General features: G+C 62.4%; 16 protein-coding genes and 1 pseudogene. 15 read left to right on the forward strand and 2 right to left on the reverse strand.

Going from position 1 to position 24,240, the window contains the following annotated elements; all coding sequences use genetic code 11:
* Positions 1 to 186: 186 nt before the first annotated feature.
* The 6 genes from M1D43_RS20465 (at position 187) to traA (ending at position 12,914) form a co-directional block, all read left to right on the forward strand.
* Positions 187 to 1,104: a glycosyltransferase family 4 protein gene (locus M1D43_RS20465; protein WP_234835690.1), complete on the forward strand. Its 918-nt coding sequence runs from the start codon at positions 187 to 189 to the stop codon at positions 1,102 to 1,104.
* A 429-nt stretch (positions 1,105 to 1,533) separates the two neighbouring features.
* A complete protein-coding gene (locus tag M1D43_RS20470) occupies positions 1,534 to 2,265 on the forward strand; it encodes a Crp/Fnr family transcriptional regulator (protein ID WP_003530904.1) in 732 nt (243 codons plus the stop codon).
* Positions 2,266 to 2,565: 300 nt separating this feature from the next.
* Complete coding sequence (locus M1D43_RS20475; RefSeq protein WP_017264259.1) at positions 2,566 to 3,390, forward strand: response regulator transcription factor; 825 nt, start codon at positions 2,566 to 2,568, stop codon at positions 3,388 to 3,390.
* Positions 3,391 to 3,426: 36 nt separating this feature from the next.
* Entirely contained in the window at positions 3,427 to 4,974 is a 1,548-nt protein-coding gene (locus M1D43_RS20480) for a phosphomannomutase/phosphoglucomutase (protein ID WP_014527300.1), read from the forward strand.
* A gap of 31 nt (positions 4,975 to 5,005) precedes the next feature.
* Positions 5,006 to 7,309 carry an AGE family epimerase/isomerase gene (locus M1D43_RS20485; RefSeq protein ID WP_498814479.1) on the forward strand — a complete coding sequence of 768 codons (2,304 nt, stop codon included), beginning with the start codon at positions 5,006 to 5,008 and terminating at the stop codon, positions 7,307 to 7,309.
* A gap of 985 nt (positions 7,310 to 8,294) precedes the next feature.
* Positions 8,295 to 12,914 carry a Ti-type conjugative transfer relaxase TraA gene (gene traA, locus M1D43_RS20490; protein ID WP_498814480.1) on the forward strand — a complete coding sequence of 1,540 codons (4,620 nt, stop codon included), beginning with the start codon at positions 8,295 to 8,297 and terminating at the stop codon, positions 12,912 to 12,914.
* A 108-nt stretch (positions 12,915 to 13,022) separates the two neighbouring features.
* Here traA and M1D43_RS20495 read toward each other — a convergent pair.
* Positions 13,023 to 13,370 (reverse strand): annotated as a pseudogene (locus tag M1D43_RS20495) (ABC transporter substrate-binding protein); the annotation flags it as partial.
* A gap of 247 nt (positions 13,371 to 13,617) precedes the next feature.
* Here M1D43_RS20495 and M1D43_RS20500 point away from each other — a divergent pair.
* The 5 genes from M1D43_RS20500 to M1D43_RS20520 all read left to right on the forward strand — a co-directional run bounded on the left by M1D43_RS20500 (position 13,618) and on the right by M1D43_RS20520 (position 19,052).
* Complete coding sequence (locus tag M1D43_RS20500) at positions 13,618 to 14,778, forward strand: CaiB/BaiF CoA transferase family protein (protein ID WP_014527298.1); 1,161 nt, start codon at positions 13,618 to 13,620, stop codon at positions 14,776 to 14,778.
* On the forward strand, positions 14,775 to 15,905 hold the full coding sequence (locus M1D43_RS20505) for an extracellular solute-binding protein (RefSeq protein ID WP_003537764.1): 1,131 nt from the start codon (positions 14,775 to 14,777) through the stop codon (positions 15,903 to 15,905). Before M1D43_RS20500 ends, M1D43_RS20505 begins: the two co-directional genes overlap by 4 nt.
* 222 nt (positions 15,906 to 16,127) lie before the next feature.
* The gene (locus M1D43_RS20510; RefSeq protein WP_088195579.1) at positions 16,128 to 17,324 is read left to right on the forward strand and encodes an IS256-like element ISRm5 family transposase; all 1,197 of its coding nucleotides are present in this window, start codon (positions 16,128 to 16,130) and stop codon (positions 17,322 to 17,324) included.
* A gap of 236 nt (positions 17,325 to 17,560) precedes the next feature.
* Positions 17,561 to 18,571 (forward strand): glycoside hydrolase family 25 protein, encoded by a 1,011-nt coding sequence (locus M1D43_RS20515; RefSeq protein ID WP_003534666.1) that lies wholly within the window; start codon positions 17,561 to 17,563, stop codon positions 18,569 to 18,571.
* 4 nt (positions 18,572 to 18,575) lie between these two features.
* A complete protein-coding gene (locus tag M1D43_RS20520; RefSeq protein WP_498814483.1) occupies positions 18,576 to 19,052 on the forward strand; it encodes a GNAT family N-acetyltransferase in 477 nt (158 codons plus the stop codon).
* A 24-nt stretch (positions 19,053 to 19,076) separates the two neighbouring features.
* Here M1D43_RS20520 and M1D43_RS20525 read toward each other — a convergent pair whose 3' ends face one another.
* Positions 19,077 to 19,979, reverse strand: coding sequence for a LysR substrate-binding domain-containing protein (locus M1D43_RS20525; RefSeq protein ID WP_003534664.1), 903 nt, complete (start codon positions 19,977 to 19,979; stop codon positions 19,077 to 19,079).
* Positions 19,980 to 20,172: 193 nt separating this feature from the next.
* On the opposite strand from M1D43_RS20525, the gene argH reads away from it, so the two are divergent.
* Genes argH through M1D43_RS20545 form a run of 4 tightly spaced genes read left to right on the forward strand, consistent with a single transcriptional unit; the run spans position 20,173 to position 24,180 of the window.
* The gene (gene argH, locus M1D43_RS20530; protein ID WP_013850821.1) at positions 20,173 to 21,639 is read left to right on the forward strand and encodes an argininosuccinate lyase; all 1,467 of its coding nucleotides are present in this window, start codon (positions 20,173 to 20,175) and stop codon (positions 21,637 to 21,639) included.
* Positions 21,636 to 22,508, forward strand: coding sequence for an amino acid ABC transporter permease (locus M1D43_RS20535; RefSeq protein ID WP_003534658.1), 873 nt, complete (start codon positions 21,636 to 21,638; stop codon positions 22,506 to 22,508). Before argH ends, M1D43_RS20535 begins: the two co-directional genes overlap by 4 nt.
* Before the next feature lie 8 nt (positions 22,509 to 22,516).
* Complete coding sequence (locus tag M1D43_RS20540; RefSeq protein ID WP_013850819.1) at positions 22,517 to 23,287, forward strand: amino acid ABC transporter ATP-binding protein; 771 nt, start codon at positions 22,517 to 22,519, stop codon at positions 23,285 to 23,287.
* A gap of 8 nt (positions 23,288 to 23,295) precedes the next feature.
* The gene (locus M1D43_RS20545) at positions 23,296 to 24,180 is read left to right on the forward strand and encodes an ABC transporter substrate-binding protein (RefSeq protein WP_003534653.1); all 885 of its coding nucleotides are present in this window, start codon (positions 23,296 to 23,298) and stop codon (positions 24,178 to 24,180) included.
* Positions 24,181 to 24,240: the final 60 nt, after the last annotated feature.

Consider the following 24,240-nt stretch of genomic DNA (forward strand, 5'->3'; position numbering starts at 1 on the left):
ATTTCGAATTGGCGCCATGACTGGACCATCAACGGTGACTTTCTCGGTTTGCGGCCGACTGGTGTGGCCCGCTATGCGCGAGAAGTGACTTTGGCGCTCGACGCGTTAATGACGGAACGTCATCCGATGACGCGTGGGCTCCAGTTTTCGATTGTGGCCCCTTGCGAACCGCCTGGAGACCTCCCCTTGAAGTCGATCCCGGTGCGTGTGGTGCCGGAATACAGTCGACCTCGGCTGCCGCAGTTCTGGGTGCAGGCGCAATTGCCATTCTATGTAAGGGGCGGATTGCTGAGCTTCTGCAATCTCGCGCCAGTGGCTATACGGCGCCAAATCGTGTGCATTCACGATCTACACACCAGATTGATGCCGCAAAGCTACGGGCGAGGATTTCGCTTGGCGCACAGATTGATACTTCCAGCACTGGGCCGCAGAGCGTCGGCGATCACTACAGTATCGAGTTTCTCACGCGATCACATCGCCGGCTTTGGCGTGGCGCCTTTCGAGAAGATCACGGTTACCTATAATGGAAGCGATCATGTAGCGCGCTGGGATGCGACGCTGTCGTCGATCGATCTGGGGCAGCGGCCTTTTGTCTTCTGCCTTGGCCAGAGCCAAAAGTACAAGAATGTGGAACTTCTTTTGAAGCTTGCCCCAGCCTTGGATCGGCTGGGGCTGGATCTTTGTATGGCTGGAGATTTTGATGCCGCTTTGCTGAAACGACTGGTCTTGCAACAGCCATCGAACCTCCGACTGCTGGGCCGCATCAGTGATAACGACCTGGCCAAAGCGCTCTCGCATGCATTGTGCTTCCTTTTTCCCTCCCGCATAGAAGGGTTCGGTTTGCCAGCCGTCGAAGCCATGGCACTTGGTTGCCCCCTTATTGCTTCGACTGCCCCCTGTCTTCCGGAGGTGTGTGGGGATGCCGCCCTCTACGCTGGCCCGGCAGATGCCGGATCATGGATTTCGGCCGTCCGCCGACTTTGCAACGAGGACAGTCTACGTCGCCACTTGGCTGAAAAGGGCAGAGCGCGGGCAGCGACTTTTTCATGGCGCCGGATCGCTGAGGCGTATCTGCTCCTGATCGCGGACATCGACTTATGCTAATCACATCCTGCGCGTGAACCCGCCGCAAGCTCTGAGTGACTCGCTGTCTTCACCAGATCCGATGACGCCCAATTCCCCTTTTGTTGGATTTCTTTCCTCGGTCTCGCCCGCATCATTGGACCTCATCCGCACCTGTCCAGTCGGCAACAGGTAGTCACGACCAGCGCGATCGCCCTCAGGCCTCAGGCCCAAGCACGGCGGCTTCAGCTTGCCGTAGCATCGCAGGAACTTTAACGAGCAAGCGGGCACCCTACTGTGTGCCCCGCAACAGCGTGAGATTGGATAGACCGTAAGTTTACAACTAATTATGCCAAGTCAGGACTCACAAGGGGGGCGCGGTACCGATTTCGCATTAGCTCGGATTAGCAATCTTACGTTGTGGCTCACTCCGTATATTATGCAAGTTTAAAGAAAGGGGGTGCCCCCCAAATGACAGTCGCGTCTGAAGCGTTTGCCCGGGTACTGGAAACCTCGATACTCCGGCTTGCGCTCGACGACAGCGATAAGTCCCACTTCGGATCTCTCGGCTTCATTCTTAGGCGTTACCCCGCGCATGCCGTGATTACCCGACAGGGAGAAGAGGAGGATCGCATCTTCGTCGTCCATTCCGGGTGGGGCTGCATCTGCACCAACTTGGTGAATGGCGAGCGGCAGATCCTCGATTTCCCGCTGAAAGGAGAGGTTGTAGCCTCTCGAGCCTTCGAGGGCGAAGGTTTGGAATCATTCACGGCACAGACCGAGCTCATGCTATTCGAGGCGCCTGCCAAGGCGATTTCGTCAGGGCTGGCCCATTCCACGAGCCTTGCCGCTGGCCTGCTCGGGGCGGTCGCCCGCGAAAAAGCGATTCTTTCTCAGCACTTGACCAATCTTGGCCGAAGAAGTGCCTTGGTCCGTACCGCTCATTTTCTTCTTGAGTTGGGTACGCGCCTAGAGAAGGCGGATGCTGCAAAAACCTATGAGTTTGAATGCCCCCTAACCCAATATGATCTTGCGGCCGCACTCGGGGTAACCGCGATCCATGTCAACCGGATGCTGCGCGAATTGAGACAGAGGGGCTACCTGGATTTCCGACAGGGTTCCGTTCATTTGCTGAACAAAAAAGGCCTAGAGCACTTCGCAGACTTCGACCCAGGTTACCTCCGTTTGCCCGGTGAGACATGAAATGCGAATGCGAGATCAAGATGTTTGGGCTAACCCAGAATGGGTATAGTGGGAGCGACTTGCAAAACGTATTAATCTGTAAAGTAACCTATAATTGCACAATCTAGATTATATTTCTCCTCTATGAACCAAATAATGGTGCATATTAACTTATGTTAATGAATGATGACGGTTTAAGGCTTATTCTCGTTTTCTATTGGGGATTGGCGCTCTACCGGCGCCGTTTCAAAAAATGACATTTTTATGTAGCGGGTGACGTGAACCGTTCAGCGCCACCTCCTCATTTATTGCGCCCGACTAATGTTGTGGTGGGGGTGTACCATGCATTCATTGACTCGAATTCACGAAAATGCCGCGCTCGAAGTCCATAGGCTGAGCTCATCCCGTCCTGGCAAGGTAACTGGTGAAACGCATAACAACACGGCAGCGGGCTCGGCTCTGCTCCTGCTGGACAGCCGCACGCTCGATAGGGAATGCCTGTCCCAGTGTCTCGTGCTGCATGGTATGGGCATGCAAGTCTTAGCCTATGGTTCAATTGATGAATGGCGGAAGGACAAAGAACTTCATCCGCCCATCGCGGCAATCCTGTTGAATATCGGTGGTCGAAAGGCTGTTGATACCAGCAACGCGGCCGAAATCTCGGATCTGGTAAGGGAATTTGATCCGACCCCCGTCGTGCTCCTATCCGACTGGGATGAACTGCCTCAAATCCTCAGGGCACTTGAGTGCGGAGTCAGGGGCTATATACCATCCTCCATCGGCTTTGACGTCTGTGTGCAAGCCGTCAATCTGGCGCGAGCCGGCGGGATATTCGTCCCCGCCAGCAGCGTCCTGACCACTCGAATAGACATGGTCGCTGGCGGGGAAGTGCCACGGCCTATGGCGGGGATGTTCACGCAGCGCCAGGAAGAAGTCATCCATGCGCTCAGGCGCGGCAAGGCGAACAAGATCATTGCCTACGAGCTCAATCTGCGTGAGAGCACCGTAAAGGTCCACATCCGGAACATCATGAAAAAGCTGAAGGCTACGAACCGGACTGAGGTTGCTTACAAACTCAGCGATATGTTCGTCGTCGAGGGCGGAGCAGGGGACAAGCCGGGACTGCCGCAACCACGATCCTGTTAATGGTTCCAACAATTGGCGGTGCGCGAGGCGGTGCAGATGAATTTTGCTCGTTTTGAATCGGCGTCGGCAAATGGGCCGGCCCAAGAATCCGGACCCGACAAATTTACCTATGAGACGAGCCCGCTGATACGGGCGACGGGGTTTCGGGAATACGATGCGCGGTGGTGGTTCGGGCGCTCCGATTGCGGGAAGGCGCCGGAACTTAACCTGATGGGCGCTCAGGCACTGGGCATGGGGCTCGGCACATTCATCCAGCGCTCGGGCGCCGGTCCGGAGATCGTGACCGGGCACGACTTCCGTTCCTACTCGCTTGGCATCAAGCTGGCATTGGTTTGCGGGCTGATGGCTGCAGGCGCCCGGGTCAGGGACATCGGCTTGGCTTTGTCACCGATGGCCTATTTCGCGCAGTTCGCACTCGATGTCCCGTCGGTCGCGATGGTGACGGCCTCGCACAACGAGAACGGGTGGACCGGCGTCAAGATGGGCATGGCCCGGCCGCTGACCTTCGGGCCGCAAGAGATGGCGGAGTTGAGAAGGATCGTACTGGAAGCTGACTTCGACCTGACCGGCGGCGGAGCCTATGAGTTCGTTCCCGACTTCCGTCGGCGCTATATCGACGATCTGACCCGCGGCAGGCGCATTGGCCGGAAGCTGAAGGTCGTTGCCGCCTGCGGCAACGGCACAGCCGGCGCTTTTGCGCCTGATGTGCTGCAGCGGATCGGCTGCGAGGTGATCCCGCTCGACTGCGATCTGGACCATTCCTTCCCCCGCTATAATCCCAATCCCGAGGACCTGAAGATGCTCCATGCCATCCGGGACAAGGTCTTGGAGAGCGGCGCCGATGTCGGGCTGGGCTTCGACGGCGATGGCGATCGCTGCGGGGTGGTCGACAACGAGGGCAGCGAGATCTTCGCCGACAAGATCGGTGTGATGTTGGCACGGGATATTTCCGCTTCGAATCCTGGTTCGGTTTTCGTGGTCGACGTCAAATCGACAGGGCTTTTCGCGAGCGATCCGGTGCTGAAGGCGAACGGTGCGCGCACCGACTACTGGAAGACCGGCCATTCCTATATCAAACGAAGGGTCGCTGAATTGGGTGCCATTGCGGGCTTCGAGAAGTCGGGGCACTTCTTCTTCAATGCGCCTCTCGGGCGCGGGTATGACGATGGGTTGATCACCGCGATCTCGATCTGTGAGATGCTCGACCGCAGTCCGAACAGAAGCATGGCCGAGATCTACCGGGCGCTGCCGATGACCTGGAGTTCACCAACCATGTCGCCACATTGCGCCGATGAAGTGAAGTATGCCGTGGCTGAACGGGTGGTGGAGCGGTTCCGGGCGATGCAGCGGGACGGAGTTCCTGTCGCAGGACAGATGATTGCCGATCTCGTCACCGTCAACGGCGTGCGCGTGGTGACCGAGGACGGCACCTGGGGACTGGTGCGGGCATCCTCCAACAAGCCGGAGCTTGTGGTCGTGGTCGAAAGCCCGGTCTCGGAAGCACGCCAGCGCGCCATGTTCGAGGCGGTCGACTGCGTACTCAGGGAAAATCCGGAGGTCGGCGCCTACAACCAGACCATCTAGCCGGAAGCGAGCAAGGGAAGAGGGCGAAGTTATGCCGGAACGGATTTCCTGCTTCGTGATGAGCGGCGGTGTCGGCTCGCGGCTGTGGCCACTCTCACGCGAGGACAATCCGAAGCAATTCCATGACCTTGCTGGCCACGGCTCAATGCTGGTCAACACCGTGCGGCGGCTGAAGGCCCGACCGGCTGGGGACACGCCAGTCCACGTGATCGCGTCGGAGCGCCATTCTGAGCGGGTGCGTGCCGACCTGGCCGGCATCGATTTGGCGGGTGGTCACGCGATCTTCGAGCCGGTTGGCCGCAATACGGCTGCCGCGGTCGCGGTGGCTGCACTGGAGACGATTGCCACCCACGGCGACGGACTGGTCCTAGTTGTGCCCTCCGACCACGAGATTTCGACCGAGGAGCAGTTCTGGAATACAGTGGAAAAGGGCGTACCGGCGGCCGAAGCCGGCAGACTTGTTGTCTTCGGCATCCCGCCGGACTCGCCGGAAACTGGGTACGGCTACATAGAGTCGGTTGGGAAGGGCAATGTTCGTGATGTCGCCCGCTTTGTTGAGAAGCCTGGGCTGGAGATGGCGAAAGCCTATGTCGCCTCCGGAAACTTTTTCTGGAACGCCGGAATTTTTCTGTTCCGCGCCGGCGCTATGCGCGCGGCTTTCCGCGAGCATCAGGCCGCGATCTGGCAAAAGACAGAGTGCGCCTTCGCGGCGGCGGCGACCGAGGTGTCGGGCACCTACCTTCCAATCGAGCAATATTCGACAATCCCCTCTGCCTCGATCGACTATGCGATCATGGAGCATGCGAGCGGCATCGCGATGGTGCCGGCGAGCTTCTGTTGGAGCGACCTCGGCTCCTGGCAGTCGCTGCTCGATATCAGCCCTACCGACGGGAACGGCAATGTGGTGATCGGCGACGTCGTCGCAATCGATTGCGAGCGCTCCTACCTGCGCAGCCAGGGTCGGCTGCTCTCGGTCATCGGTCTCCGAGACGTCGCGATCGTGTCCACGGCTGACGCCACCTTCGTGGCGCCAGTCGCTAAGAGCCAGGAGGTCAAGCGCATCGTCGAACAACTAGAGAAGAGCGGGCGTTTGGAGACGAAGTTCACCCCGGCTCACGCTCGCGTGCTGCAGCCGGGTGCCTGGCGTGAGCGGGTCGCTCACTGGTTGTTCGAGGAAACGCTGCCGCTGTGGTCTACGGCGGGTGTCGACGAGCGCCATGGCGGCTTCCACGAAGCCCTGAGCTTCGAGGCTGCGCCGCTGATGAAGCCCAAGCGTATGCGCACCATGGCCCGTCAGGTCTACGCCTTTTCCGTGGCAAAGCTACGCGGCTGGGACGGCGATGCCGACGGGCTGATTGCTCATGGCATTGCATTCATGGAGAAGGGCCGAACTCAACGCGGCGGTTGGGCGCGGGTACTTCAGGAAGACGGCACGATCGCCGATGCGTGTGAGGATGCCTACGATCATGCCTGTGTCCTGTTGATGCTCGCTCACGCATACCAAGCCGGCAATCCAGACGCTCTGCGGCTCGGCCAGGAGACCTTCGCCTTTCTCGACGAGCACCTGGAGGATGACAGGCTAACCGGTTTCCTGGAGACATCAGACGGTACCGAGCTGCGCCGGAGCAACCCTCATATGCATCTTCTCGAGGCCTTCCTCGCGTGGTACGCAGCAACGGGCGAGCGGGGTTACCTGCGCCGGGCTGCCCGCATCATCGATCTGTTCCGAAGCCATTTCTTCGATACTGAAAGCTGGACGCTCGGCGAATATTTCGACGCGGCCTGGAATCCGGCCGTCGGTCCAAAGGGCCAGTGGACCGAGCCTGGCCATCATTTCGAATGGGCCTCGCTTCTCGTCGAGTTTGCCGCAAAAAGTAGGCAGACGGATCTGATCGCTTTTGCCCGCAAGCTCTACGCTTCCGCGATAGCAACTGGGCTCAATCGGTCCACAGGACTGGCTTACGGCGCGGTGTCCCGCGCCGCTCTCCCGCTTGACCTCATCTCGCGCAGCTGGCCGCAGGCCGAGGCGGTCAAAGCCGCGCTCGCGCTTGAAGGCACGGGTGGGCCGGATCTCAAGCCGGAGATCGAGGCGCGTGTCGGCCGCCTGTTCCGTTGGCATATCGACCCGGCGCCGCTCGGCATGTGGATCGATCGCGTCGACGAGAAGGGCAGCGCCGTTGCGACTGAAGTGCCAGCTTCCATATTCTATCACCTCGTGACTGCCCTCATGCAGTATCTCGATAAGACGGAAGAAGCTGTCTATCGATCGCCTTCGTTTCCTCAAAGCATTAATGCCGCAGAGCCTTTAGCGGCGCTCAATAGGGAAACTGTGTGATGAAACGACGAAGCGGTACCGACTAGGTACGCTGCACGCGTTCAACGAGTGGAGGCTCTGTTGAGCTCTTGCTAGCGACGGACAAGATTTTGTCGGCTCCCCGGGAAGATGGTCTCCACATCACAAGGAGTATTATGTGAACTTTCGCTCATATGGCTTGTTAATGCGGTTGCTTATCACTGCGGGCCAAAATGGTTCTTCGTAACCGGTGCGCTGGTCACAGAAGTTGTGCCGTGGGTAATCGTGGGGCGACGGCCGGGCTTCCTAATCCGACACCGGGCCGTGCCAGTCCGAATCCAAGCACGAGAAGTTCGGCGATGCCACGCCGTTTCTGGTGGGCCAGATGCAGAGAAGCACCAATGCAATTCAACCTGATGATGGATAGGAGGCGGACAACAGCCGGCACCTCATGCAGCTCAGTACATCCGTGGTCAACGGCACGAGGGTGGACATGACTTCTAATCTGCGCATCGATTGTGACGGTCGCAAGCGAACGCAGTACGTAATTGGGCGTAGCGTTTCGCGACCAGGCGTGCGGCGACGTTGATGGTATCGCTGTAGGCGCTGTAGTCGAAAAACTTTCTCCTCCGAGATTGCCAACGCCGGCGGTTCCGACGTGGGCTCCAATGCGCGTGTGGCCACGTGAGATTCGTTTTTCTTTGACAGTGCTCACGGAAGGAGCATGCGAATGCGTCAAGCTCGAGCGAGCAGGCAACAGCACGCGTGGCATGGTCCGGCTGATCGGAAGGAGTCCCGAAAGGCACGTGGAGCGAGCGCCAATGATCTTTGCCACGCTACCGTCACGGGCAAATACAATGTCCGTCATTCCGGCTATGTCTACGACGCGGATTATACTATCTAGAACAATATAGTTAAATAGACTAACCTGCAACCGAGAAGCGGCATCGGCCCTGGCAGGCCGATCGGTTTGAGGGCGCAATATACGTCGCTGGCGCGACGTGCCTGGACAAGTCTGGAGACATCAGTGGCGATCATGTTCGTCAGAGCGCAGGTGATCGGCAGGGGAGCGGGACGCAGCAGCGTCTCGGCCGCCGCCTATCGCCATCGCACCCGGATGATCGACGAGCAGGCCGGAACCTCGTTCAGCTATCGCGGCGGCGCCTCGGAGCTGGTGCATGAGGAGCTGGCGCTGCCGGACGATATCCCCGCCTGGCTGAAGGCGGCGATTGACGGGCGATCGGTCGCCAAGGCGAGCGAGGCGCTCTGGAATGCGGTTGAGGCTCACGAGACGCGGGCGGACGCGCAGCTGGCGCGCGAGCTGATCATCGCTTTGCCGGAAGAGCTGACGCGGGCGGAGAACATTGCGCTGGTGCGCGAGTTCGTCCGGGACAATTTGACGTCGAAAGGCATGGTCGCCGACTGGGTCTATCACGACAAGGACGGCAATCCGCACATCCATCTGATGACCGCGCTGCGTCCGCTGACGGAGCAGGGGTTCGGGCCGAAGAAGGTTCCGGTCCTGGGCGAAGACGGCGAGCCGCTGCGTGTCGTCACGCCGGACAGGCCGAACGGCAAGATCGTCTACAAGCTCTGGGCCGGCGACAAGGAAACGATCAAGGCCTGGAAGATCGCCTGGGCAGAAACCGCCAACCGGCATCTGGCGCTTGCCGGCCACGAGATCCGCCTCGACGGCCGCTCCTATGCCGAGCAGGGCCTCGACGGCATCGCACAGAAACATCTTGGGCCGGAAAAGGCGGCGCTCGCGCGCAAGGGCATCGCGATGTATTTTGCGCCGGCCGATCTCGCCCGCCGGCAGGAAATGGCCGACCGGCTGCTGGCCGAGCCTGGGCTTCTGTTGAAGCAGCTTGGCAACGAACGCTCCACCTTCGACGAGCGCGATATCGCCAGGGCGCTGCACCGCTATGTCGACGATCCCGTCGATTTTGCCAACATCCGGGCGCGGCTGATGGCCTCCGACGAGCTGGTGCTGCTGAAGCCGCAGCAGGTCGATGCCGAGACCGGCAAGGCGAAGCAGCCGGCGGTGTTCACCACCCGGGAGATGCTGCGCCTCGAATATGCCATGGCGCGGTCGGCTGAGGTGCTGTCAAGGCGCAAGGGCTTCGGCGTCTCCAACGCGCGAGCCGCCGCAGCCGTCCGAAGCATCGAAACGGCTGATACCGAAAAGCCCTTCCGGCTCGATCCCGAGCAGGTCGATGCGGTCCGTCATGTTACGCGTGACAATGCCATCGCAGCCGTCGTCGGTCTTGCCGGGGCCGGCAAGTCGACGCTGCTGGCGGCGGCCCGCGCCGCCTGGGAAGGTGAAGGCCGGCGGGTGATCGGCGCAGCCTTGGCCGGCAAGGCGGCCGAGGGGCTGGAGGACAGTTCCGGCATCCGGTCGCGTACGCTCGCTTCCTGGGAACTGGCCTGGGAAAGCGGCCGCGAACAGCTCCAGCGTGGCGATGTGCTGGTGATCGACGAGGCCGGCATGGTGTCGTCGCAGCAGATGGCGCGCGTCCTGAAGGCGGTGGAAGATGCCGGCGCGAAAGCCGTGCTGGTCGGCGACGCGATGCAGCTGCAGCCGATCGAGGCGGGTGCGGCGTTCCGGGCGATCACCGAACGGATCGGCTTTGCCGAACTTGCCGGCGTGCGCCGCCAGCGTGATGCGTGGGCGCGCGATGCCTCGCGTCTCTTTGCCCGCGGCAAGGTCGAAGAGGGTCTCGATGCCTATGCGCAGCAGGGCCGCATTGTCGAGACCGAAACCCGCGCCGAGATCGTCGACCGCATCGTTGCCGATTGGGCCAATGCCCGCCGTGACCTGCTTCAGAAATCCGCCGACGGCGAACATCCGGGCCGCCTTCGCGGCGACGAGCTGCTGGTTCTCGCCCACACCAACGACGACGTCCGGAAGCTGAACGAGGCCCTGCGCAACGTCATGATCGGCGAGGGCGCGCTGACAGGGGCGCGGGAATTCCAGACGGCGCGTGGGCTTCGCGAGTTCGCCGCTGGCGACCGGATCATCTTCCTGGAAAACGCCCGCTTCGTTGAGCCGCGGGCACGGCGGCTTGGACCGCAATACGTGAAGAACGGCATGCTCGGTACGGTCGTTTCCACCGGCGACAGACGCGGCGATACGCTGCTGTCGGTGCGCCTCGACAGTGGCCGCGACGTCGTCATCAGCCAGGACAGCTATCGCAATGTCGATCACGGCTATGCCGCGACCATCCATAAATCGCAAGGGTCGACCGTCGACCGCACCTTCGTGCTTGCCACCGGCATGATGGACCAGCATCTGACCTATGTGGCGATGACCCGCCATCGCGACCGCGCCGATCTTTACGCGGCGAAAGAGGACTTCGAGGCGAAGCCCGAATGGGGTCGTAAGCCGCGTGTCGACCATGCCGCCGGCGTCACCGGCGAACTGGTGAAAGAAGGGATGGCGAAGTTCCGGCCCAATGACGAGGATGCGGACGAGAGCCCCTATGCCGACATCAGGACCGACGACGGCACCGTCCAGCGGCTCTGGGGCGTCAGCCTGCCGAAGGCGCTTAAGGATGCTGGCGTCGCGGAAGGCGACACGATCACGTTGCGCAAAGACGGCGTGGAGCGGGTCAAGGTCCAGGTTCCGATTGTCGATGGGCAAACCGGTGAGAAGCGCTTCGAGGAACGGCAGGTCGATCGCAATGTCTGGAGCGCAAGCCAGCTGGAAACCGCCGCGGCCCGCCGGGAGCGGATCGAGCGGGAAAGCCATCGGCCGCAACTGTTCAAGCAGCTCGTCGAGCGCCTGTCGCGCTCCGGCGCCAAGACAACGACGCTCGATTTTGAGGATGAGGCCGGTTATCAGGCGCAGGCCCGCGACTTCGCCAGACGGCGCGGGCTTTATCATCTCTCGCTGGTCGCGGCCGGAATGGAAGCGGAGGTTTTGCGGCGTTGGGCCGGGATTGCCGAGAAGCGGGAGCAGGTGGCGAAGCTCTGGGAGCGGGCGAGCGTTGCGCTCGGCTTTGCGATCGAGCGGGAACGGCGTGTCGCCTACAACGAGGAACGGACCGAAACCCTCTCGACCGGAATTCCGTCGGATGGAAAATATCTGGTCCCGCCGACCACGACATTCTCCCGCAGCGTCGCGGAGGATGCACGTCTTGCGCAGCTCTCCTCGCAACGGTGGAAGGAGCGGGAGGCGATCCTGCATCTGGTGCTCGCGAAAATCTATCGCGATCCTGATGGCGCGCTGTCGGCGCTGAATGCGCTGGCGTCGGACGCCGCCATCGAGCCGCGCAAGCTTGCCGAGGACCTTGGCCTTGCACCCGACCGGCTTGGCCGACTGCGCGGGTCCGAGCTCGTGGTCGACGGCCGCGCCGCGCGCGACGAGCGCACCGCGGCGACAGTCGCGCTGTCGGAATTGCTGCCTCTGGCACGCGCTCATGCGACCGAGTTCCGCAGAAACGCCGAGCGCTTCGGTATCAGCGAACAGCAGCGGCGCGCGCATATGGCATTGTCGGTTCCGGCGCTCTCGAAAACGGCGATGGCGCGCCTGGTCGAAATCGAGGCGGTCCGCAAGCAAGGGGGAGACGACGCCTACCGGACCGCCTTCACCTATGCCGTCGAGGACCGCTTGCTGGTCCAGGAGGTCAAGGCCGTCAACGAGGCGCTGACCGCACGCTTCGGCTGGAGCGCCTTCACCGCGAAGACGGATGTGATTGCCGAGCGCAACATCGCCGAGCGCATGCCGGAGGATCTTGCCCCCGAGCGTCGCGAAAAGCTGACGCGCCTGTTCGCCGTCATCAGGCGCTTTGCCGAGGAACAACACCTTGCCGAGAGACAGGATCGGTCGAAGATCGTTGCCGGCGCCAGTGTCGAGTTGGGGAAGGAGACTTTTGCCGTGCTGCCGATGCTTGCCGCCGTCACCGAGTTCAAGACGACGGTGGACGAGGAAGCGAGGGAGCGAGCGCTCGCCGCTCCTCACTATGCACATCACCGCGCGGCCCTCGTTGAAACGGCAACACGCGTCTGGCGAGACCCAGCAGACGCGATCGGCAAGATCGAGGATCTGATCGTCAAGGGCTTTGCCGGTGAGCGGATTGCGGCGGCCGTTAGCAATGATCCCGCCGCCTATGGGGCGCTGCGCGGTTCCGACCGCATCATGGACAAGTTGCTTGCCGTCGGCCGGGAGCGGAAGGGCGCACTTCAAGCTGTGCCGGAAGCGGCAAGCCGCATCCGTTCCCTCGGCGCGTCCTATGCCAGTGCCCTCGATGCCGAAACTAGAAGTATCACCGAAGAGCGCCGCCGGATGGCGGTTGCCATTCCCGGTTTGTCGCCAGCGGCCGAGGACGCGCTCAAGCGGCTGGCGGCGCAGATCAAGAACAAGGACGGCAAGCTCGACGTCGCCGCGGGCTCGCTCGATCCGCACATCGCCCGAGAGTTCGCCAAGGTCAGCCGCGCGCTCGATCAGCGCTTCGGCTGCAACGCCATCCTGCGCGGCGAGACGGACGTCATCAATCGCGTCTCGCCGGCCCAGCGGCGCGCCTTCGAGGCGATGCGGGATCGGCTCCAGGTCTTGCAGCAGACCGTTCGCGTGCAAAGCAGCGAGAAGATCGTCTCCGAGCGGCGCCAGCGCGCGATTAATCAGTCGAGGGGAATTAGGATGTAGACGAGGAAGGAGACATGATTGAAGTCTCTTTCCGCTCGCCGCCGCTACGCAGATGGCGGAGGGCGGCGGCGAATAGGTAACTCTTGCCCGCGCAAGCAGTTCTGGTCTTCAACGAATCCACTCGTTACAGCGCTGAAGCAGCAGTGACGCGTTTGTGTTGATCCATTCCGCGTCGGGCACGACGATATGATCGCGGACGTCGTCGCTTGTGGCATTGTTTCGCGTGCTTCCTCGGACATCATTGCGATAGCCGCACTCCTCGGCAGTGTGCAGGAAAGCGCTTCGCAGGCCTTCGCCTGGGCTGCTGGCGAGCTCAGCTAGCAGGCAATCAGCTTAAGCGCATTATCGCGATGTATGCGCCTTTCAGGAGCGCTGCCCGGTCGCCGACGAGAAAGGCCGCCTTGTAGGTCCAGGCGATTAGTAGCCCTCCTTCTGCATCGCCTTGGCGCGAGTCCATCTGCGCATGCCTCTGGGTAAGCCAGCCGGCTTCTCCTGCCCGGTCACGCGATACAGCCCGCCGTCCCCAGCCGACGCCAGTCACCCGTATTTCCCGCGGCTATGTTGCGGGTGCGCCGCGTTGTTGACTTGTCAAATCTACCTATATGTGAATTAAGTATTCAAATAAGAAGATGATCGCTTCGTTTGGTCCAAGTGGATGCCGTCCACATCCGGTTGCCGCTGCATGAGGGAAGAGTAGATACGCATGACAACAGAATCCGAACTGCCGCTTTCCGGCCTGGTCGTCGTCGATATGAGCCAGTTTCTCTCCGGCCCCTATTGTTCGCTGCGGCTGATGGATCTCGGCGCGCGGGTCATCAAGATCGAGCGGCCGGATGGCGGCGATCTTTCCCGCCGGCTTTATCTGAGCGACACCGAGATCGGCGGCGACTCGACGATTTTCCATGCGATCAACCGCGCCAAGGAAAGCCTTGCGATAGACCTCAAGAACGAGGCCGATCTCGCTGCGCTGAAGCGGCTTCTCGCGCAGGCCGACGTTATGATCCAAAACTTCCGGCCGGGCGTCATCGAAAGGCTGGGGCTGGACTACGAGGCGGTCGGGGCCATCAATCCGCGCATCGTCTATGCCTCGATCAGCGGTTATGGCGAGGAGGGGCCCTGGGTGAAGCGCCCCGGCCAGGATCTCCTGGCGCAGTCGCGCTCGGGCGTCATGTGGCTGAACGGCGACGAAGGGCAGGGGCCGGTTCCCTTCGGGCTCGCCATCGGTGACATGCTGGCCGGCGCCGCCGCCGCTCAAGGGATTCTCGCGGCTCTGGTGCGGCGCGGCATATCCGGCAAGGGAAGCCTCGTCGAAACGAGCCTCCTGGAGGCGCTTGTCGATTTCCAGTTCGAGGTATTGACCACGCATCTCAACGACGGAGGCCGCCTGCCGAAGCGGTCGGCGTTCCGGAGCGCCCATGCCTATCTCGCCGCACCCTACGGCGTCTATGCGGCGAGCGACGGCTATCTCGCGATCGCCATGACGCCGATCCCGAAGCTTGCGGACCTGCTTGAGATCGACGAACTCGCCCCCTATCGCGACGATCCGTCCTCGTGGTTCACCGAGCGCGATCGCATCAAGGCGCTGATTGCCGCGCGCATCGCGCTGCGCAGCGTGGACGAATGGCTGGCGGTGCTGGAGCCGGCCGACATCTGGTGCGCGCGCGTGCTCGACTGGAACGAGCTCCTGGAGAGCGATGGTTTCCAGGTGCTCGACATGCTGCAGACGGTGGTGCGCGAAGACGACGTGTCGATCACCACCACCCGTTCGCCGCTGAGGATCAACGGCCGCCGCCCGCGTGTCGAGCGCGCCGCACCGCGGATCGGCGAGCATGGACGCTCGATTAGGGAGGAGTTCGGCCTATGAGCGTCGTCCTCAAGGGAATGACCTGGAACCACCCGCGCGGCTATGACCCGATGGTGGCCTGCTCGCAATCCTGGCAGGAAAAGACGGGCGTCGAGATCCGGTGGGAGAAGCGGTCGCTGCAGGATTTCGAGGCCTTCCCGGTCGAGACCCTGGCAAGGAACTACGACCTGATCATCATCGACCATCCGCATGTGGGGCAGATCACCGGCGAGAATTGCCTGCTTCCTCTGGACGTGCCGGGTCGCGAGGCGGAGCGGCAGGCGCTCTCGGCGGCAAGCGTCGGCCCGTCCTATCGGAGCTACGCGTGGAATGAACGCCAATGGGCCTTTCCGATCGACGCCGCGACCCAGGTGCAGGCCTGGCGGCCAGATCGGACGGATCGCCCTCAGACATGGGGGGAGATGCTCGCGCTCGCGCGTCGCGGCGGCGTCCTCCTGCCGCTCCGGCCTCCGCATTCGCTGATGAGCTTTTACACGCTCTGTGGCAATCTCGGTCGGCCTTGCCGCAGCGCCGCGAAGGGGGATCTCGTCGACGCCGAAACGGGCGCCACGGCGGTCGAGCTGCTGCAGGAAATCTCGGCACTGATCGACCCCGCATGCTTCGGTATGGATCCGATCGCGGTGCTCGAGGCTATGGCTGTCGAGGCCTCGCCTGTCCCCTGCGCGCCGCTTATCTACGGCTATGTCAGCTACTCCATCGCCGGCTTTCGCCCGGCGCTCGTCCGCTTCGGCGATTTCCCGACCGTGGACGCCGCCGGGCCCGTCGGCTCGGCGCTCGGCGGGACGGGCATAGCCGTCTCGGCCTTTTCGCGGGCGCCGGGGGAGGCGATCGATTTCGCCTATTGGGTGGCAAGCGGCGGCGTGCAGCGCGGCGTCTATGCGGCATCCGGCGGCCAGCCCGGCCATGGGGATGCCTGGCAGGACGATAAGGTCAATGCGGCGGCCCACGATTTCTACCGCGCGACTCGGGCGACGCTCGAGGGCGCCTGGCTCCGGCCACGCCACGACGGCTACATGACGTTCCAGCAGGCGGGCTCGGACCGCCTGAACGACGGGCTGCGAGGCAGGGAGAGGCCGCGGCTCGTGGTTGAAGAGCTCAACCGGCTGTTTCATGCGAGTTTTCGCTGAGGGTGAAATCGCCCCTCATCCGCCTGCCGGCACCTTCTCGCCGCGGGCGGGGCGAAGGGACCCGCGGCGGCCTCCCGTGCATTATTTCGATCGAGCGCGTGCGTCCTGCTCGTCCCCTCTCCCCGTGGTAGTGTGCTGAAGGTTCTGCAAATTCACTGAGAGAGGCGGTCATGGCAGGCTGGTGATGTTGACGTCACCTGATTCCCTGGAAGGAACGCCACCATGACCAAGACTGAAGGTAAGACAGCCAGCGCCGCCGTCAAAGACATTTTGCTTTCGAACCCCGATGGGCTGCGCGAGGTGATCCGCACGGTGATGCAGGAGGTGCTGGAAGCGGAGATGGACGAGGCGCTGGGAGCTGCGAAAGGCGAGCGCACGCCGGAGCGGCTCGGCTACCGTTCGGGCCACTATGGCCGCACGCTGATCACGCGGGTGGGCAAGCTCGAGCTGCGGGTGCCGCAGGATCGCTCGGGGCACTTCTCCACCGAATTGTTCGAACGCTATCAGCGCTCCGAGCGGGCGCTGGTGGCAACCTTGGCGGAGATGTATGTGCAAGGGGTGTCGACGCGGAAGGTCAAGGCGATCACCGAGGAGCTGTGCGGCCATGCCTTCTCGGCGTCATCGATCTCGGCGATCAACAAGCGGCTGGACGAGAGCCTGAAGGCCTTTGCCGAGCGCCCGCTTGAAGAGCCGTTTGCCTACCTGATCCTCGATGCCCGTTATGAGAAGGTGCGCGAGGCCGGTGTGGTGATGAGCCAGGCGGTGTTGATCGCTGTCGGCATCGACTGGGACGGGCGGCGGCAGATCCTGTCGGTCGAGATGGCCAGCCGTGAAAGCCGTTCCGCCTGGAAGGACTTCCTCGTCAGGCTGAAAGGGCGCGGTTTGAAGGGCGTCGAACTGGTGGTCTCCGACGACCATGCCGGTCTCGTCGCGGCAATTGGCGAGGTGATCCCGGAAGCTGCCTGGCAGCGCTGTTACGTGCATTTCCTCAGGAACGCCCTCGATCACCTGCCGCGCAAACATGGCGACGATTGCCTGCAGGAGCTTCGATGGCTCTATGATCGCCGCGACCTTGATGAGGCGAAGGCCGATCTCGCCGCGTGGCTGGGAAAATGGTCGGTCCGCTATCCGCGCCTGACCTCCTGGGTTGAGGAAACCATCGAGCAGACGCTGACCTTCTTTCGTCTGCCGCGCCAGCATCACAAGCACCTCAAGAGCACCAACATGCTGGAACGCCTCAACGAGGAAATCCGCCGCAGAACCTACGTCGTGCGCATCTTTCCCAACACCGAGAGCTGCCTACGCCTCGTCCGCGCGCTCGCCGTCGAAACCCACGAAAACTGGATGGAGGCCAATCGCTACATCAACATGGACGACCTGCGAGAGCACAAGAAACTCGCACTCCGTCAAGCCGCATGACCAGCACGCATGACCGCCCAATTTTGCAGAACTTGACGCACACAACCCTCCCCGTTTTACGGGGAGAGGGTTAGGGTGAGGGGCAATCTTGACGGTAAAATCTCAAAAGCCGCCTCGAAACTCTGTTCGCGTAAAGATTGGATTCAATCTTTCTTGGTAGTTTCCCGTTAGCAAGTCTCGTCAGTGGGTCCTGGCGGCGCGGTTGCCGTCGGCTGTTGTATTGCGTGCGGGTCCTCATGCGTCCTTTTTCGGCTGTCTCAGCGATCATCATAACGTGCCTGGTTCTATCGAGCTGCGGCTTCGGGGGGAGCCGGCCGTCGCGGGAGACGACGAGCTCCGTTGTCCGTCCGGCAAGCCCGGTTCCTTCAGCGGCGATCAGTGCGGCCGCCGCGCAAGCGGCGCCTCAGCCGGAGGCGCTTGCCTGGGCGGGAACCGTTCCGCAGCCGCAGGCCTTCATGCCGGCGGAAAGGGCGGTGGGCATGCCGGTTCCGGCCGAGCGCCCCATTGCGATGCTCGCTCCGGAAAATCCCGCGCGCGAGCCACGCGGCCGCTCGCGCGTCTACAGCCACAGCTTCCGCGATGCTCATCCGATCAATTTCGGTACCCGGTCGCCGCGCAAGCTCGCCGTTCACGGTGTCGACGTTTCGCGCTGGCAGGGCGACATCAACTGGGCCAAGCTGCGCACGCAAGGCGCCAACTTCGCCTATATCAAGGCGACCGACGGCGGCGATCATCTCGATCCCATGTTCAAGAAGAACTGGCGCCGGGCCGACGAGGCCGGGCTGAAACGCGGCGCCTACCACTTCTTCTACTGGTGCCGCACGGCCGGCGAGCAGGCGGACTGGTTCATCCGCAACGTCCCCCGGGATCCGAGCGCGCTTCCACCCGTCATCGATGTCGAGTGGAACGGCGAGTCGAGCTGCAAGCGGCGCCCGTCGCCCGAGCGGGTGCGGGAAAAGATGCAAGTCTTTATGGACAAGCTGGAGCGCCACTACGGGCAGCGCCCAATCATCTATACCGCACCGGATTTCTACCGCGACAATCTGCAGGGCGCGTTCCCCAATCATCCCTTCTGGCTGCGCTCGGTCGCGGCGCACCCGTCCAAGGTCTATCCCGGACGCAAATGGGTCTTCTGGCAATATTCAGGCTCGGGCCTGTCCCACGGCGTCGACGGGCGGATCGACCTCAACGTCTTCAACGGCAGCGAGGAAGACTGGCACAACTGGGTGTCGGCGCGCTCGAGCTGAGGGAATGCAAGTGACGCCGATCCGTCTGCTGCAGACCAATGATGCGGCCTTCCTCGCACTTGCGACCCTCATGGAGGAAATGCAAGCGCACTACCGCGTGGCCTGTCCGCCGCGCGCCGAGATCGTCGCGGGGCTTGAAGCCATGCCGCCGGGCGCGGAGATCCTCGTCGCCGAGGAGCATCGTTCGGTGCTCGGTTTTGCTGCCTTCTCCGCGATTTACCCTGGGCCGGGCTTGAAGCCGGGCATCTTTCTGAAGGAACTCTACGTCGGCGGGTCGCAGCGCGGCCGTGGCCTCGGCCGGGCTTTGATGCAGAAGCTCGCCAGCCTGGCGAGGGAGCGCGGGCTCGCGCGCATCGATTGGACGGTGGAGGCGGAAAACACGCGGCTCCTCTCTTTCTATGAAGAGCTGGGCCGTACACGCAAACCGGACAAGCTCTTCTTCCGGCTCGACGGAGGCGCGCTCGCGCGGCTGGCGGGCTGAGCCGGCGCGCCACGGCCCGGGGCCTCAGTCGCCCATCCCTTCCGCTTCCGCCATCAGCCATGCTTCGAAGGTCCGCATGGAAGCACTCGGCGCAATGTCTCGCGGTTTTGCGAACCAGTAGCCGTAGTCGCTTCGATATCCAAAGCCGTTCGGATTGACGAGCTTTCCCGCCGCAAGGTCGTCGAGAATAAGACCGCGCGGGATCAAGGCCATTCCCTGTCCGGCAAGTGCCGCCCGGATCACCATCGTGTAATAGCCGAAGCGCGTGGTGTGTCGCACCGCGAGGTTGTCCTTGCCGTGACCCCTCGCGAAATAGTTCCATTGCAGCGGGGTCTGCGGGTGCTCCAGCATGATGCCGCCGGCGAGATCCTCGACCGTCTCCGGAGTGCCGTTCTTCTCCCAGTAGGAAGGGGCGCTGACGACAAGAACCTCGCGCCCGAAGAGATAGTTGGTCTCCTCTTCGGGCAGCGGTTCGCTCAGGAAGCGGAATATCGCATCGGGCGTCTGAGACTGGGTCGGAGAAACGAACGTCGTGAACTGCACCTCAATCTCCGGGTGCTGCTCGGTAAAGCGAAGGAAGCGCGGCAGCAGCCACCGGTCCCCGAAAATGGGTGGCACCTGCAATCTCAGCACCCGTGGGCCCGGCTTCAGGCGCGCGACCCGAAGGGCGGCGTCCTCCATCGCCTTCAATGCGGTGCGCGCCTGTTCGATATAGATCGAGCCGACTTCCGTCGGGATCATGCCGCGCGGCGTTCGGGCGAAGACGGGACTGCCGATCAGGTCTTCCAGCGTCAGCAATTGCTTGCTGACAGCGCTCTGCGACAGCGACGTGCTTTCGGCGGCAGCGCTCGTCGATCCTCTTTCGGCCACCGCAATCAGCACCTGAAGTGCGGTCGTCGAAGGCAAGCGCCGCCGTCCCGAAGCCATGAAAATCCCTCCGCCAGGTTCAGCCGATGCGAGATCGCGCTTCCGCTCCGCCCTGTTCCTTGCGCAGAACCTAAATAAGTGCCCAGAGCAAGGCTAGTCGTTTTTGTCATAGCTTGGTGAAATAACTTCGCTTGCCCGGGCATGCGACCCGTGGGAGCTTCTCGGAAAGAACGAACAAATAAAGGGAACGAAGATGACTGAGCCCACTCAGCTTTGGGGTGGACGGTTCAAGTCCGGACCGTCCGAAGCGCTTGCAAACTTGTCACGCGCGCCGCGATCTTACTTTCGACTTTACAGGGAAGATATTGCAGGTTCGCGCGCCCATGCTTCCGAGTTGAAGCGGGCCGGTGTCCTGGACGAGAGTGAATTCTCCGCGATACGCGCGGCCCTCGAAGGCATCGAAGCCGATGTTGGTGCCGGCCGCGAGGAGCCGATTGCGGCTGACGAAGATCTGCATACCTTTCTCGAACGTCTGTTGATGGCGCGCCTCGGCACGCTTGGCGGCAAGCTTCGGGCCGGGCGGTCGCGCAACGACCAGACGGCAAACAATACGCGCCTCTATCTGCGGCGCATGGCGCGGGAGCTTTCCCGAGGCGTGATCGCGATCGAAGAAGCCCTGACGGAGCAGGCATCCCGGCATACGGAGACCGTGATGCCCGGCTTTACCCATCTCCAGCCGGCCCAACCGGTCGTGCTCGGCCATCACCTCATGGCGCACGCGCAGTCACTGCTGCGCGACCTGCAGCGTTTTGCCGATTGGGACCGCCGCTTCGATCGCTCGCCTCTGGGTGCGGCCGCGCTGGCCGGGTCCGGCATTGCGCGCCGTCCCGACCTCTCCGCCATCGATCTCGGCTACTCGGCCGCTTGCGAAAACTCCATCGATGCCGTCGCCGCGCGCGATCACGTCGCCGAATTCCTCTTCATCTGCTCGCTGGTGGCAGTGGATCTCTCACGGCTTGCCGAGGAAATCTGCCTCTGGAGCTCCAAGCAGTTCAGCTGGGTGCGGCTGCATGATTCCTATTCCACCGGCTCCTCGATTATGCCGCAGAAGAAGAACCCCGACGCCGCCGAGCTGACGCGCGGCATGTCGGGCACGCTGATCGGCAACATCGCCGGCTTCCTCGCGACCATGAAGGCGATGCCGCTCGCCTATAATCGCGATCTAGCCGAGGACAAGCGCAGCCTGTTTGAGACGATCGACGTTCTCGAACTCGTCCTGCCCGCCTTCGCCGGCATGGTGGGGACGCTGGAATTCGACGTGGATAAGCTGCGCGAGGAAGCGCCGAAGGGCTTCACGCTTGCGACCGAAGTGGCCGACTGGCTGGTGGGCCGGAACGTGCCTTTCGCCGAAGCGCACGAGATCACCGGCGCAGTGGTGCGCTATTGTGAGGAGCGGGGACACGACCTTGCCGGTCTGACGGCGGAGGACCTCCCGGGGATCGATCCGCGGCTTCAGCCGGAGATGCTCGCGGCACTCGCCCTCGAGAAGGCGCTTGCCAGCAGAAACGGCTACGGTGCAACGGCGCCGGAGCGGGTTCGCGAGCAGATCGCCCGCTTCGAAACGGCGCTCGCCGAATGCCGCGCCTTTGCCGGCGGCCCGACCGGCGGCGCGGCCTTTGCGGGAGCGAAGAACGGCGCAGCGGAGGCGCGACGCCGATGAATGTGGCAAACCTCGCAACCCCGCCCGTGGATTCCAAATACGAGATCGCCCATCTGAAACTGGTGCCGAAACGCCATATCGGACGGATGATCGTGGCGGGGGGCGTGCTCCTTCTGTTTGCAGGCCTGGTGCGGGCCTTCAGCGTCGGCCAGATCGAGTGGAGCTATGTCCGCGACTTTCTCTTCGCACCCGCCATACTCGTCGGCCTCTACAACACCCTGCTGATGACAGTTGCTGCCATGGGGCTCGGCATCGTGCTCGGCGTCGTCATCGCCATCATGCGGATATCAGGCAATCCGGTGCTGTCGTCGATCGCCATCGGCTATATCTGGGTCTTTCGCGGGGCCCCGGCGCTGCTGCAGTTGATGCTGTGGTTCAACCTGGCGCTCATCTTCCCGACGCTCGGCATTCCGGGACTGTTCGAGTTCAGGACGGTCGACGTCATGACGCCCTTCGTCGCGGCCGTACTCGGGCTTGGCATATCCCAGGGCGCCTATACTTCGGAGGTCGTGCGAAGCGGGCTTCTGTCCGTCGACAGCGGCCAGTACGAGGCTGCGCGCACGATCGGCATGACGCAGATGATGATGCTGCGCCGAATCGTCCTTCCGCAGGCCATGCGCGTCATGGTGCCGCCGGTCGGCAACGAGGTGATCGGCATGGTGAAGCTGACGTCGCTCGCCAGCGTCATCCAGTATTCCGAGATTCTCCACAACGCGCAGATCATCTACTTCGCCAACACGCGCGTACTCGAACTGCTGCTGGTCGCGAGCTTCTGGTACCTGCTCGTCGTCTCCGTGCTCTCGATAGGGCAGCACTATATCGAGCGCTATTTCGGCCGCGGTTCGAAATCCATCCGCTCGTCCATGTGAGGTCGGTCATGAACCAGGATATTCTCGTCAAGGCTATCGACGTCACGAAGAACTACGGCACGTTCCGCGCTCTCAACAGGGTCAGCCTGGAGGTCGCCCGCGGAGAGGTGAGCTGCATCATCGGTCCCTCGGGCTCGGGCAAGAGCACGCTTCTGCGCTGCATCAACCTTCTGGAGCGGATGGACGGCGGAGCGATCTGGGTCAAGGACGAACTGATCGGCTACCGCCGCGACGGCAACAATCTCCACGAGATCAGCGATGCGGAGATCTCGCGCCAGCGGCGGCGGATCGGCATGGTTTTCCAGCGTTTCAACCTGTTCCCGCACAAGACCGCGCTGGAAAACCTCATCGAGGGCCCAGTGCAGGTGCTCGGCGAGCCGGTGAAGGAAGCGCGCGATAGGGGCTCGGCATTGCTGGAGCGGGTGGGGCTCGCGGACAAGGCGAACCATTACCCTTCGGAACTTTCCGGGGGCCAGCAGCAGCGCGTCGCGATCGCCCGGGCCATGGGCATGCGGCCGGATCTCATTCTCTTCGACGAACCCACGTCGGCGCTCGACCCCGAACTGGTGTCGGAAGTGCTCGACGTGATGCGGGACCTTGCCGCTTCCGGGATGACAATGATCGTCGTCACCCATGAGCTCGGCTTCGCCCGCAATGTGGCGAATACCGTAACCTTCATGGAGACCGGCAAGGTGGTTGAAACAGGCTCGGCATCGGAGGTTCTCAGCACCCCGAAAAGTGCCCGAACGGCGGAGTTCATCAAAGCCGTTCACAGCTGAGGAACAGCATGACGGCGGCAGACGAAGTCGCCGGCTACAACCAGGACAAAATGGGGAACCACATGAACAAGCACATCGCAGCGCTCACGGTCGCATGCCTCGCCGCAACCTCCGCCAATGCCGCCGGCCTGCCCGAGCGGGTGAAGTCGGCCGGCAAGGTCGTCGTCGCCAACCAGCCGAACTATCCGCCGATGGAATATGTCGATCCGGCGACCAACGAACTTAAGGGTGTCGACATCGATCTCGGCGTTGCGCTTGCCAAGGAGCTCGGCACCACGGTCGAATGGTCGAATATCGGCTTCGAGCAGATGATCTCGTCGCTTCAGACCGGTCGCGTCGACCTTATCCATAGCGGCATGAGCGATCTTCCAAAGCGGCGCGATACGCTCGACTTCATCGATTACATGAAATCCGGCGCGCAGTTCTACACGTCCTTTGCCCGCAAGGACGAGTTCAAGACGCTCACCGATTTCTGCGGCAAGACCGTCGGCATGAGCCGCCGCACCTCCTTCCCGGACGAGACGGCGAAATGGAGTGCTGCCAATTGCGAAGCCAAGGGGCTGCCGGCCATCAAGGTCGTCGGCACGGAAGGCTCCGCCGATGCCCGCGCCCAGCTGAAGCAAGGCCGGCTCGACGCTGCGGTCCAGGGTTCCGAAACACTGCCCTATCTGATGGATCTCGAGAAGGACACCTACGCCGTCGTGGGCGAGCCCTTCACCGTGGTCTATCAGGGCATCGGTTTCGCCAAGAAGGACACGGAACTGCGCGACGCCTATGCCGCAGCGCTGAAAGGCCTGATGGAATCAGGCGAATACAAGGCGATTTTCGCCAAATACGGCCTCGAGGGCACCTTGCTCGATGGCATTCACATCAATGGCGAAGCGGTGAAGTAATTCGCCGCGCTGCGGCCCCGCCGAAGAGGCCGGGCCACAATATGCGCCGTCGCCGACCGA

Source organism: Ensifer sp. R1-3 (genome assembly GCF_056739175.1).

Excerpts from the sequence above, each read along its gene's own strand:
- M1D43_RS20470 (WP_003530904.1), top strand. The coding sequence starts at position 1,534 with ATGACAGTCGCGTCTGAAGCGTTTGCCCGGGTACTGGAAACCTCGATA.
- M1D43_RS20475 (WP_017264259.1), top strand. The coding sequence starts at position 2,566 with ATGTTGTGGTGGGGGTGTACCATGCATTCATTGACTCGAATTCACGAA.
- M1D43_RS20480 (WP_014527300.1), top strand. The coding sequence starts at position 3,427 with ATGAATTTTGCTCGTTTTGAATCGGCGTCGGCAAATGGGCCGGCCCAA.
- M1D43_RS20485 (WP_498814479.1), top strand. The coding sequence starts at position 5,006 with ATGCCGGAACGGATTTCCTGCTTCGTGATGAGCGGCGGTGTCGGCTCG.
- M1D43_RS20500 (WP_014527298.1), top strand. The coding sequence starts at position 13,618 with ATGACAACAGAATCCGAACTGCCGCTTTCCGGCCTGGTCGTCGTCGAT.
- M1D43_RS20505 (WP_003537764.1), top strand. The coding sequence starts at position 14,775 with ATGAGCGTCGTCCTCAAGGGAATGACCTGGAACCACCCGCGCGGCTAT.
- M1D43_RS20510 (WP_088195579.1), top strand. The coding sequence starts at position 16,128 with ATGACCAAGACTGAAGGTAAGACAGCCAGCGCCGCCGTCAAAGACATT.
- M1D43_RS20515 (WP_003534666.1), top strand. The coding sequence starts at position 17,561 with ATGCGTCCTTTTTCGGCTGTCTCAGCGATCATCATAACGTGCCTGGTT.
- M1D43_RS20520 (WP_498814483.1), top strand. The coding sequence starts at position 18,576 with ATGCAAGTGACGCCGATCCGTCTGCTGCAGACCAATGATGCGGCCTTC.
- M1D43_RS20525 (WP_003534664.1), bottom strand. The coding sequence starts at position 19,979 with ATGGCTTCGGGACGGCGGCGCTTGCCTTCGACGACCGCACTTCAGGTG.
- argH (WP_013850821.1), top strand. The coding sequence starts at position 20,173 with ATGACTGAGCCCACTCAGCTTTGGGGTGGACGGTTCAAGTCCGGACCG.
- M1D43_RS20535 (WP_003534658.1), top strand. The coding sequence starts at position 21,636 with ATGAATGTGGCAAACCTCGCAACCCCGCCCGTGGATTCCAAATACGAG.
- M1D43_RS20540 (WP_013850819.1), top strand. The coding sequence starts at position 22,517 with ATGAACCAGGATATTCTCGTCAAGGCTATCGACGTCACGAAGAACTAC.
- M1D43_RS20545 (WP_003534653.1), top strand. The coding sequence starts at position 23,296 with ATGACGGCGGCAGACGAAGTCGCCGGCTACAACCAGGACAAAATGGGG.